The following is a 12,622-nucleotide window of genomic DNA, read 5'->3' as shown; positions in this document are numbered from 1 at the left end:
TACCACAGGCACTCCTTTCAGTCGCAAAAGAAGTGGGGTCTGGGGCAAAGCCCCAGATATAAAAACAAAAATATAAATTTATTTTTGACAAAATATAGTTGTTTAGGTATATACTGAAAATTTTTAACTTTGTCAATTGATGGACTTTATATAGAATTATCTACTTTTTGCCGCGACTTCGTCAAAGTAGCTATGTCCTCATAGGCTCGGATACGTTTCGCGAAAACGCAATTGCTAGAACTTTATATTTTAAGAATATGTATCAAATATGTTGTAATACCCTAATTTTAGGTTAAAAATGTAGTTGTTCGCGAAGCGTATCCGAGTTTATCGAGGATATAAGGTTCTTTTATACCAATACCGAAAGGTACCTTGCCTACGGCACGCAGAGCGGTGAGTAAAGCCCCAAATATTAAAAACAAAATATAATTGTTTAGGTATATAGTAATTAACAAATTGTGTAATATTATTATAAAAAATATAAAAAAACGGACTCAAAATAAATGAATCCGTTTTATATTTGGAGTATGCTATTATTTATTCTTTATAAGCATAAGTAAATTTATGCATAGATAATGCATCATAATAAACATCTTTTAATTTTGGAGAAATTAATAAAGGCTCTGTATAAAAATACATAGGTATTATAGCAAAACTATTAACTAATAATTCTTCAGCTTTATGCATAGCTTCCATTCTTACCTTTTGATCTCCAGTAGTAAGTGCTGTTTGTATGTATTGGTCATATTGAGCATTACTGTATGAACTATAGTTGTTAGGAGAATAGCTCGTATATAAAGATAAGAAGTTTATAGGGTCGTTGAAATCTCCGAACCAACCGCCGCGGCACATAGTTAAGTTTTTATCATATCTAGTTTGTAAGAATACTGCCCATTCTTCCTGTACTATTTTTGTATCTATTCCTAAATGTTCTTTCCACATTTGCTGAACTGCTTCAAATATTGCTATATGGAAACCAGGGTCAGCTTTGAATTCAAATACTGGGAATCCTTTTCCATCTGGATAACCTGCTTCAGCCATTAATTTTTTAGCTTCTTCTATGTTTTTTTGATAATTTTCACTGCTTATATCAAAGAACCCGCCTCCGTTTTCTCTGAAGCTTCCTTCAGCATCATTTATACCATAAGGAACAAAAGCATTAGCAGGAGTTTCTCCGCCTTTAGTAACTTGTTCTACTATGTAATTTCTATCTATAGCAAGAGCCAATGCCTTACGAACTCTAACATCTTTTAATACATCATTTGTTATATTCAAACAATAAAAATATGAAGCAAGCATTGGTTTAATTTGAAGAAGACCTTCATCTCTTAATGTTTGTATATCTTGTGTAGGAAGTATTCTTGAAAAATCTATTGAACCTTCTTTTATACCGGCAACAGAAGCAGTTTCATTTTGCATAAGTATGAATTTTAATTGTTCTGGTTTAACTTCTTGTAGGTTCCAGTAATTAGTATTTTTTACCATTATGATACTTTCATCTTGATTTATTTCAGTAGTTACAAAAGGGCCGTTTCCTATATAAGTTTCAGCATTTAAGCTCCAAGTATCGCCATATTGTTCTATTATATCTTTTCTTACAGGGTAGAAAGTTGTAAATGCTACCAAATCCAAGAAATATGCTGTAGGTGCTTCTAGTGTAACTTCTAAAGTATAATCATCTATAGCTTTTACTCCCAAACTATCAACAGGCATTTGTCCTGCTGTTATTGCTTTAGCATTTTTTACAGGTTCATGTTGGAAACTGTATTGACTTCCTACTGCTGGATCCACTACTCTTTGCCAGCTGTATACAAAGTCAGATGCTACAACAGGTTTTCCGTCAGACCATTTAGCATTAGTTCTTAAATGGAATATATATTTAGTTCCGTCATCAAGTATTTCCCAATTCTCAGCAACTCCTCCTACTATCTTTCCGTCTTTAGATTTTGTAGTTAAGCCTTCAAAAGCATGTATTACATAATAACATGCATCCAATGCTGTATTTAAAGTTGGGTCTATTGTTTTTGGCTGAGGGCCTGCATTTATAGTAATAACATTCTTGCTTTCCTTGTTTCCTCCGGAACAGGATATAACAATAAATGACATTATTATAAATAATGCTGAAAGTATTTTCTTATTCATTATGAACTCCTATCATATATAGTAATTTTGCTTGTAGTATTATATAATACAAATAAATACTGTCAACAGTATTAGACTTTGATTTGTATTTTTTATATAAATAATATTTTTATATATGTATATATTAAAATAGAATATAATAAAAAATGTTCATAATTTTGTTTTGCATTATTGACAATAGATATAATTTTATATACTATTATAGTATAATTTTTATTATATTTTAGAATATAGGAATTTAGTTTAAAAGGATTTTAATATAGTTAAAACATTAAGTAATAAAATAACATTTAAAAATAATGAATCTTTTATTTCAATATGCGGAATTGATGATAAGAATCTAAAAATACTTGAAGATAAATTTAATGTTTCCATATATCCAAAGGGAAATGAACTGACTGTAAAAGGTGATTTAAATAAAGTAGAAGATACTATTAAAGTTTTATATACATTAAAAGATTTGTATAATTCATCTGCGGAAATAACATATCAAAAAGTTATAAGCATAGCTGATAATGTTTCTAATGATAAAGAAAATAAATTAATATCTATGCGTATAAAATTACCTTATCTAGGCAGAAGCATACAGATGAAAACGATATCACAAGGAGAATATCTCTATAAAATGCAAAACAGTGATATTATATTTTCTACAGGTGCAGCTGGTACAGGAAAAACTTTTCTTTCAGTAGCTTATGCAATTAATTTACTTTCAGAAGGCAGAGTGGAGCGTATAATTATAACAAGACCGGTTGTTGAGGCAGGAGAGAGTTTAGGTTATTTGCCTGGAGATTTTAAAGAAAAGATTTCTCCTTATATGCGTCCCGTTTATGATGCTTTATATAGTCTTTTATCAAGCGATATGATATTGAGATATACAGAGGAAGGAAAGATAGAAGTAGCTCCTTTAGCATATATGAGAGGAAGAACTTTGAGCAGAGCTTTTATAATACTTGATGAGGCTCAGAATACAACAGTTTCTCAAATGAAAATGTTTTTAAGCAGAATAGGTGAAAAATCCAAAGCTGTTATTACTGGTGATGTTTCTCAAAGCGATTTGCCAAAAAATACAAAATCCGGATTAGAGCATGCTTTAAAAATTTTAAAAGGTATAAATGGAATTAGTTTTCATCATTTTGAAAAGAAAGATGTTATAAGACACCATTTAGTTTCAGAAATTTTAGAGGCTTATGAAAATGCTGATAAAGAAAATACTTTTGAAGGGTAATTATTAATTATGAATACGAATAAAAAAATAATGAAATTGGTTATCAATAAAACGCCGAATATAGAAAGAATATTCCAATTGATAATAGCTATCTTATTATATGTTTTTACTTTATTTTTAGTATTTCCTACCTATATGCAAAAAGCAGATATACCTTCTGTAGGCGATATTGTAAAAGAGCCTTTGATAGTTAAACGTAATGTAAGATATGAAAATAAAGAAGAAACTGAAAAACTTGTATATTATGCCCAATCAGCTATAGCACCTATATTTGATATGCCTAAAGATATAGAGTATGAAACTATATCTAAAATAAGTAATATGTTCTCTTTCATGAGAATATCTTATGATAATAAAATACCTATAGATGAAATGTATAGTCAGTTTTTACTTTTATATAATGAACCTATAAACAAATCAGTATTTTCTAATGCAGTAGTTAATGAGCTTAATATTGGATATGAGGCAAAGATAATAGATATTATTAGAGATTTATTTAATATTGGCGTTATATCCAGAAGTAATTTAAGTTCTGAAACTTTGAACCTAATACTTGATAATGGAATATTTATATATAGATTCGATGATTATGTTGTTGAAGAAAAAGTACTTCCTAGAAACAGAGTATTCTTTTTGGAAGATTTAAGAATGGAGCTTCCTTCTATTGTTGGTGCTAAATACAGAAATCTTAATATAAATCATATTAATACTATAGCGTCGATAATTAATTCTTTTTTGAGGGATAATTTAATATATAATTCTGTAAAGACCAAAGAAAAAATAAATGATGTTACTTATTCTATACCGCCGGTTTATAATATGATTAAAAAAGGTTTTCCTATATTGAATGTAGGGGAGAGAGTAACAGAAGAAAAAGCGGAATTGATAAGAAATTTATTTGGAAATAATTTTGCAACTTATAATATTTCTATTTTTATAGGTCAGTCTTTATTTATATTGCTGTTATTTTTCTTTATTGGTTTTGTTATTTTAAGGTATAAAATTCCTTTTTATTTGAATTTTAAAAACTATCTCTTATTTACAATGGAATATTTTGTTATTGTTACTTTAACATATATATTTTATAATCATATATCATATAAAATATCAGATACATATATACCTTTTTATATATACACATTTATTCCAATGTTTAGTATGATGAATTCTTTATTGGGAGCAAAAAGAGGAATATCAGCTATTGTAACATTATGTATTACTTTCTTGGCAGCAAATATAGCACAGGCAAATATATTTGAGATATCAGCATTATTTGTTATATCTATATTTTCATCTATGCTTACAAGAAAAATCAACAGCAGATATGCAGTTTTATGGATAGGTCTTTTGATAGGAGCATATTTAAGTTTGATGTCATTGGTAGGAATGCTTCTTAATAATACTATGAATGTAACATATTTAACTTTTATATTGTCATTTGTAAGCGGATTTACTCAGGCAATATTGGTTATGATATTTTTACCTATTTGTGAATATATGCTTGAAACAGCTACTATATTCAGACTTCAGGAATTATCAGACTTGAATAATCCTTTGCTTAGAAAATTGCAGATGAATGCACCGGGTACTTATCACCATTCTATAAGTATGGCTAATTTGGTAGAAACTATAGCCGAAGAAATAGGAGAGGATGCAAGACTTGCCTGCGTATCAGCATATTATCATGATATAGGTAAAATGGAAAATCCTCTATATTATATTGAGAATTCCAATAGAGATGAAAACAGACATAATAAATTAAAACCTACTCTTTCAGCATCTATAGTTAAAGCTCATGTTCGTTTGGGAGTTGAAATAGCGAAAAAATACAGACTTCCTAAAGAGGTTATTGCAGCAATAAAAGAGCATCATGGAACAAGTTTAATAAAATATTTCTATGTAGAGGCAGCAAAAGAAAATCCTGATGTTGATATTAATTTATTTACTTATCCGGGTCCTCGTCCTCAATCTAAAATTACTGCAATTATAATGATATTGGATTCTATAGAGGCAGCGAGCAGAACTTTAGATTCTCCTAGAAGGGAAGATTTAGAAATGCTTATAGAACATATTGTAGATGATAAAATGTCTCAAGGTGAATTGAATGACAGCGGTCTTACTTTAAAAGACATAGAAATAATAAAGAGAATAACATTCCAAAAAATTATAGTTTCTTTGCATGAAAGAATTAAATATCCGGAACTTCCAGATGAGAAAGCTGAAAATAATAATGCAGATTCAGAAAAAATATCCAAAGAAAAAGCAGAGAAAGAGAAAGCACATAAGGAAAAAATAGCAAAAGAAAAGGCAGAAAAAGAAGCTAAAAAACTTGCGGCAAAGGAAAAGGCGGAGAAAGAAAAGGCAGAAAAGGAAAAAGAAAAAGCAGAGAAAGAGAAAGCACATAAAGAAAAAATAGCTAAAGAAAAAGCAGAGAAAGAGAAAGTACAAAAGGAAAAAGCAGCTAAAATGATAAAAGAGAAAGAAAAAATAAAAGAGAAGATAGCTAAGAAGATTCCTATTAAACATAAAAATGAAAAAGATGAAATAAAATATAATAATACAGAAAAAAAAGAGAGTAAAGAAAATACTGTAAAAAAATAATGAGGTATTATGAAAGTTAATGTTTTTAATGAAACAGATTATGATATAAATTTAAAATATTATAGATATTTCTTGTATTGTACTACAAAAGTTACTGGTATAAAGGGAGATGTTAATTTATTATTTTGTAATGATGAATATATAAAGAAACTCAATCATGATTTCAGGAATAAAGATAAAGCAACAGATGTATTAACATTTCCTATGGGGGATGCCAAAGAGGGGGGAGATATAGTCATTTCTTATGAATGGGTAACAACAAGATATAGCGAAGAAAAAATAAAAAAAACTGTATTGAAATTAATAATTCATTCAGTACTTCATTTAATGGGTATACATCATAATTACAGTAAAAAATCCTTAATAGAAAACAATGAAAAAATGAAAGAGCTTTATTATAAAGTAATAGAATATATAAAAAATAATAAGGATAAAAATAAATGCCAATAAAAAAATTAATATCAAAAATAACAAAGAAAAAGGATAATGAATCAGAAAAGAGTAACTATGTAAATTTATCTACATTAACAGAGGCAGAAAGGGAAATTATAATAAATACTATAGAGTTAAAATCAAAGAGTGTAAGAGAAATTATGGTGCCTCGTGTAGACGTTGTTATGATACCTATAGAATATTCTTATGATAAGGTGATAAAGGCTTTCAATAAAGAGAGAAATTCAAGGATTCCAGTATATAAAGATGGTATAGATGATATAGTAGGTGTTTTGTATGTGAAGGATTTGATAGATGCAGACGAGAAAAATTTTTCATTAAAAAAAATGCTTCATAAACCTTTATTTGTACCAATATCAATATCTTTAATGGAGCTTTTGAAAAATTTTAGAGAGAAGCAAATACATATTGCTATGGTAGTTGATGAATACGGCGGTTTTTCTGGAATTGTTTCTATGGAAGATGTACTTGAGCAGATTATCGGTGATATACGCGATGAATACGATGAGGAAGATGAAGAAGTAAAAAGCAATGATGATGGTACATATTTAGTGGATGCAAGAGCCAGAATAGAAGATTTTAATAAATATGGAATACTTCCTCCTATACCAGATGATGAGGCAGATACAGTAGGCGGATTTTTATTTTCATATTTGGGCAGACTTCCTAAAAGAAATGAGGCTATAGAATATAAAAATTATTCTTTCACAGTTGTAGGAAAAAGCGGAAATATTGTTACAAAGATTAGAATAGAGAAACTTAAAAAAGAAAAAGAAACAGTTCAAAAAGAAAGCGATGATTAATATTTTGATTTGATAAAAACTTATTATATACTAAAAATTTTTAAGTTTGTCATTTTTTTATTCAACTTTTTCCCGCACACGCTCTGCGGACTTCGTCAAAGTTGCAAAAAGTGCAATTACATAATTAGTACTAAATCATACTAAAATTGTTTTACATGTAAGATAGGTTATTAATTTAAGCTAAATTATAGTCCTTTTGCTTCTTTGGGTCACCACCGAGTAGGTGCCTAATCGGCAAAAGAAGTGGGGTGCTTGCGAAGCACACAGAGTGGTGGGCAAAGCCCTGCAGATATTTAAAATTTAAAAAAATTATTTTTGACAAAATATAGTTGTTTAGGTATATACTGAAACGATTTCATTTTGCCGACTACTGCACATTATGTAATATTATCAACTTTTTTGCCGCGACTTCGTCAAAGTTTTTATCCTTCGGATACGCTATGCGAAAAACGCAATTGCTAGAACTTTATATTAAAAACATTCCTATTAAATATAGGATATACCCTAAAAATGCAGTCTTTCGCGAAGCGTATCCGAGCCTGTCGAGGATATAGGTTCTCGCCGAAGGCAGGCTATGCCTTATACCAATACCGAAAGGTACCTTGCCTACGGCACGCAGAGCGGTGGGCAAAGCCACCACAAACAATAAAATTGAAAAAACTAAAATTGACAAAATATAGTTGTTTAGGTAGATATAAAAATACCCCTTCTAAAAAATTTAGCAGGGGCATTTTTTTGATAGGTATAAACAAAAATGTATAAAAATCGTTATTCTAAATATGCATAATGAAATTGATACTCTTGAAGCGGAGTTAATACATAATCTTTTAATCTCTTACTTACTAGAGTAGGATTTGAAGGATTGTATATAGGTATTAGGATATTATCTTCAGCTATTAATATTTTTTCAGCTTCATGCATAGCTTCCATTCTAGTTTTTTGATCAGCAGTATTTCTTGCTATTTCAATATATTTATCAAACTCAACATTACTGTAGCCTGCTGTATTCTGACTTCTATAGCTTAAATAATTTTCTAAGAAAGTCATTGGATCGCTGTAGTCTCCTATCCATAATGTTCTTATTAACTCATAATTCTTTTCGCTTCTCATTTGCTGATAAGCAGCCCATTCCATAGATGATATCATCAAATCAATTCCTAAATTTTCTTTCCACATTTGCTGTACCGCTTCAGCAACTTGTAAATAAATTAAATCAGAAGTAGTTTTATATTCTAATACAGGGAAACCTTCTCCATTAGGATATCCAGCTTCAGCCATTAATTTTTTTGCTGTTTCTACATTGTTGGAATAGGCTTCTTTTGATAAATCTATATATTCACCGCCGTTTTTTCTGAAATCGCCTTCTACATCATAAGCACCAACAGGAACCCAAGCACTTGTAGGAGATTTAGCTGTAGGAACAACATTTTCAACTATATAATTTCTATCTATAGCTAAAGCCAATGCTTTTCTTATTCTAGTGTCTTTTAATACTTCATTTGTAGCATTGATTCCGAATGCCACTGTTGAGAAGTATGGAGCAATATCTATTATTCCTTCTGCTCTTAATTTGTCTAAATCCTGCTCTACAATATTAACAGAAAAATCTAAATTTCCGTCTTTTACTCCAGCTAGTGCTAAAGTAGCATCTTTCATCATTACGAATGTTATTTTTTCAGGCTTTATACTGCTTCTATTCCAATAGTTAGTGTTTTTTACCATAACTATTTTTTCATCAGGATTTCTTTCTATCATAACAAAAGCACCATTTCCAATATAGCTTTCTGGATTTAATGACCATTCATCGCCGTATTGTTCTATTATGTCTTTTCTTATAGGAGAAAATATAGGATAAGTTAAAATATCTAAAAAATAACCAGTAGGTGATTCTAATGTGATTTCTAAAGTATAATCATCAATAGCTTTTACACCAAGCTCAGTTACTTCAAGTTCGCTTGATAATATTTTTACAGCATTTTTTATATATTCTATAAAAGAAGTGTATTCAGCACCGCTTACTGGATTTGCAGCTCTTTGTAAAGCGTATACGAAATCATTAGCAGTTACATTCTTTCCGTCTGACCATTTAGCATTTGTTCTTAAATGGAATGTATAAGTTAATCCGTCTTTTGATATATCCCAACTCTCGCAAGCTCCAGCCTGAAGGTTTCCGGATTTATCTTTTGTAATTAATGTTTCAAATGCATGTCTTGGATATACAAAATCATTTCCAGAAAGGGTAGGGTCTATTGTTTTAGGTTCTTCTCCGGCATTAATAAAAAGTTCTCTGCTGCTGCGTTCTTTAGCTGCAGGGGTACATGAAAATATAAATATTATACTTGACAGTACCAATAAAATTTTTCTAAACATTTAAGATATCCTTAATATAATATTATTAGTTATCATAATACAATAATAATAAATATAATGCAATTGTTTTTACCTTTGTAATATAAATTTTACTTAAAATATATTATTAAAGTTTTAAAACGAAAATACTAATTTAAAAAAAGGGAAATATATGAAAAAAATAATACCTGTATTTTTTATTTTAATGCTGTCAGCTTCTCTTTATTCTCAAACTTCAAGATTTACAAGATTAAGTCCTTAGGAATTAACTAATCTTGCAAATCCAAGAAGACTTTCTCACAGAATATTTTATACTAAGCCATCACAAGGCCCTAATGCCAAATGGTTTGATGCTGTAAAAGAGGGAAATCTTGCTGAAATAAAAAGAATGGTTGAAGCAGGTCAGGATATAGAAGTTCAAGATACATACAGTTTGAAACAAACTGCTTTAGGCTGGGCTGCTTTTATAGGATACTTAGATGTAGTAGAGTATTTAGTATCAAAAGGTGCTAATTTATATGCAGGAGATACTGCTGATGTTACAAGTGCTTTTAAATCAGCGATACTTGGCGGAAATATTAAAGTTATAGAATATTTATATCCTTTGTATGAAGGAAAATTAAATCTTAATGAACAGGATAAAAGAGACGGCGAAACAATGCTTATGGTTGCTGCTGGAAATAACAGAGAAGATGCAGTTAAATTATTATTAGACAAAAAAGTTGATGTAAATATTGTAAGCAAACAGTTAAATAAATCTGCTTATACTTATGCATGCGAATCTAAAAATCAAAATATTATAAAGATGATAAAAGACGCAGGCGGTATAAATGTACGCACTGGAAAGGCTTCTTGTCAATAATATAATTAAAAAATAATAAAAAATAGGGCTTTTATTAATATTAATAAAGGCCCTAATTTTTTGTATTAAATTATTGTTTCAAAATATTATTTGAAGCTAAAGAATTTCATTAAGTCTGCAAGTTTTTGAGTTTCTTTTTCCATATCAACAACTATATCCGCATTGGTTCTTACTAAATCTGTATTCTGTTCTGCACTTATATCCACACTGTTTACAGCACTTTGAACTTCTCTTGCTGAAGCGTCCTGTTCTGTTGAAGATTCTACCATCTGACTTACTATGTAACTGCTTTCTTTAGCTTTATTAGTAATATCTTCCAAAGCGTCCATAGTTTCTTTTATTTTATTGTTTCCTTCGTTTATCTTTTCTAAACTGTTATTTACTATATTTGTAATGCTTTTTACTGATGCTTGAGAAGTTTGAGCTAGATTTCTAACTTCAGCAGCTACTACAGCAAATCCTTTTCCTTGATCTCCAGCACGTGCAGCCTCTACTGAAGCGTTAAGAGCAAGTATATTTGTCTGCATTGCTATATCATCTATCATTTTTGTTATATTTGATATTTCAGCAGTCGCTTTAGTAATATCTTCCATAAGAGCCATAGATTCTTTTGATAAATTATAACAATGCTCACTTGAATCAGTAAGAATTTGTATTTTATCATTTGTAACTGCTATATCATTTGTTGTTTTATCTATTACTTCTAAAGTATTTGCCATAGTTTCAGTTATCATTTTTAGATCATCTCTCTGTTTTTCTGTTCTATTAGATAAATCCACACTTCCGGCACTTACATTTTTACTGGCATTTTCCATAGCATTTGTAGAGTTTAATATTTGCTTTATTATATTTGATAATATATTTTGAGTATTTAATATAGAATTAAATATCATTCCTATTTCATCTTTTCTCTTGCTTAATGCTTCATTTTTATATGAAGTTAAATCTCCGCTGCTTAATTTTTCTGATACATACAAAACTTTAAGTATTGGGTCTATTAAGCTTTTCTTGATTAATATATTTATAAGTACTAAAAATACTATAAGAACAATAATAGCCAATATAGAAGTTACAACAGCATTTTTAATATTTTCTCTTACTATAACAATTTCTGGTATATTTACTAATAAGCCTATAGCATTATTATCATCTTTCAATGAAGTTAATGGCACTACAATATTGAAAACTTTATGATTATTTATTTTGTTTCTAAATGATAATTTAGTATTATTTTTTATACTGCTTATTATATCATTTGCATTGTTATATATAGTTGAAATTTCTTCTCCTATAATTTGAGTATTTGTAGCAGCCAATATTACACCATATTGATTAATTAAATAACCGCTCATACCATTATTAGTTGAGATTGCTGATACTATTTTAACTAAATTATCAGCAGAAAAATCCACTCCAACCATACCTAAAAACTTTCCGGAATCATCTAGTATAGGCTCAACAATGCTTACAGTAAGTACAGTATCAGCTCCTGTATAAGTATCATCTTTTTCAACATCGCTTATATATAATTGTTTTGAATTTTTAGGTATAGTATAGTAATTAGGATTGGCATCAAATTCTTCTTGATAAACTTTATCATAAGTAACTTCATTTTCATCATAAAAGAAAGAAGGACCGTATCTTCCATCAACTTCAGAACCATAATCAGTATCTATAAATTCATCATCTCTGCCGTCAAATGCATTTTTTTCCCACATCTCATATATACTAAATAAATTATCATTATTGTTAAGCATTTCCCCTAGAATACGAGTATGTGATTCTCTTGTGATAGTTCCGCTTACTATATCGTTTTTTAATGATAATGCTATAGTATCAAGCATAGATATATATGAAAGCATTTCTTTTTCTATATCTTTAGCATAAGTTGTGACCATATATTCTGTTGAAGCAAAACCTTCTTTTTTAGAGTTTTCGATATTATGTGTAACCATATAAGAAATAACAGTTACAAACATTATTATTACTGATACTGCTAACAATACGAAGATTTTAAATTGAAGACCTAAAGATTTTTTGTTTTCCATAACCCCGCCCACTTTTTATTATAATAGGTATAATACACTTATTATAAAAAAATAACAATAAATTGTGATAAAATTAATTTTATATATAAATAATAACCAAAATAATAATAGATTTGTATTATAAAAAATTATTTTT

Annotated in this window: 8 protein-coding genes and 1 pseudogene; 5 read left to right on the top strand and 4 right to left on the bottom strand. The window is 29.0% G+C overall.

The window, feature by feature from the left end:
• Window positions 1-537: 537 nt before the first annotated feature.
• Complete coding sequence (locus R4K56_RS09575; protein ID WP_335769921.1) at window positions 538-2,142, bottom strand: peptide ABC transporter substrate-binding protein; 1,605 nt, start codon at window positions 2,140-2,142, stop codon at window positions 538-540.
• Between the two features lie 243 nt (window positions 2,143-2,385).
• A complete protein-coding gene (locus tag R4K56_RS09570) occupies window positions 2,386-2,517 on the bottom strand; it encodes a hypothetical protein (protein ID WP_335757009.1) in 132 nt (43 codons plus the stop codon).
• Between the two features lie 85 nt (window positions 2,518-2,602).
• Between R4K56_RS09570 and R4K56_RS09565 the strand changes: the two genes are divergently transcribed.
• From R4K56_RS09565 to tlyC, 4 genes are read left to right on the top strand one after another with little or no spacing between them, the layout of a single operon-like run.
• A complete protein-coding gene (locus R4K56_RS09565) occupies window positions 2,603-3,370 on the top strand; it encodes a PhoH family protein (RefSeq protein WP_335757008.1) in 768 nt (255 codons plus the stop codon).
• 9 nt (window positions 3,371-3,379) lie between these two features.
• On the top strand, window positions 3,380-5,971 hold the full coding sequence (locus tag R4K56_RS09560) for an HD family phosphohydrolase (RefSeq protein ID WP_335771727.1): 2,592 nt from the start codon (window positions 3,380-3,382) through the stop codon (window positions 5,969-5,971).
• A 9-nt stretch (window positions 5,972-5,980) separates the two neighbouring features.
• A complete protein-coding gene (gene ybeY, locus R4K56_RS09555; protein ID WP_335771728.1) occupies window positions 5,981-6,421 on the top strand; it encodes an rRNA maturation RNase YbeY in 441 nt (146 codons plus the stop codon).
• Window positions 6,412-7,227, top strand: coding sequence for a hemolysin C (tlyC, locus tag R4K56_RS09550; protein WP_335757005.1), 816 nt, complete (start codon window positions 6,412-6,414; stop codon window positions 7,225-7,227). Before ybeY ends, tlyC begins: the two co-directional genes overlap by 10 nt.
• 768 nt (window positions 7,228-7,995) lie before the next feature.
• Here tlyC and R4K56_RS09545 read toward each other — a convergent pair.
• Entirely contained in the window at window positions 7,996-9,597 is a 1,602-nt protein-coding gene (locus R4K56_RS09545) for a peptide ABC transporter substrate-binding protein (RefSeq protein WP_335771729.1), read from the bottom strand.
• Between the two features lie 151 nt (window positions 9,598-9,748).
• Here R4K56_RS09545 and R4K56_RS09540 point away from each other — a divergent pair.
• A pseudogene (locus R4K56_RS09540) lies at window positions 9,749-10,438 on the top strand (ankyrin repeat domain-containing protein).
• 86 nt (window positions 10,439-10,524) lie between these two features.
• Here the strand turns inward: R4K56_RS09540 and R4K56_RS09535 are convergent.
• Complete coding sequence (locus R4K56_RS09535; protein ID WP_335771730.1) at window positions 10,525-12,486, bottom strand: methyl-accepting chemotaxis protein; 1,962 nt, start codon at window positions 12,484-12,486, stop codon at window positions 10,525-10,527.
• Window positions 12,487-12,622: the final 136 nt, after the last annotated feature.

The organism is Brachyspira pulli, assembly GCF_036997785.1.
GTDB classification, from domain to species: Bacteria; Spirochaetota; Brachyspiria; order Brachyspirales; family Brachyspiraceae; genus Brachyspira; species Brachyspira pulli.
The sequence above is the reverse complement of the archived record's forward strand: the minus strand, read 5'-3'. Positions and strand labels throughout refer to the sequence as shown.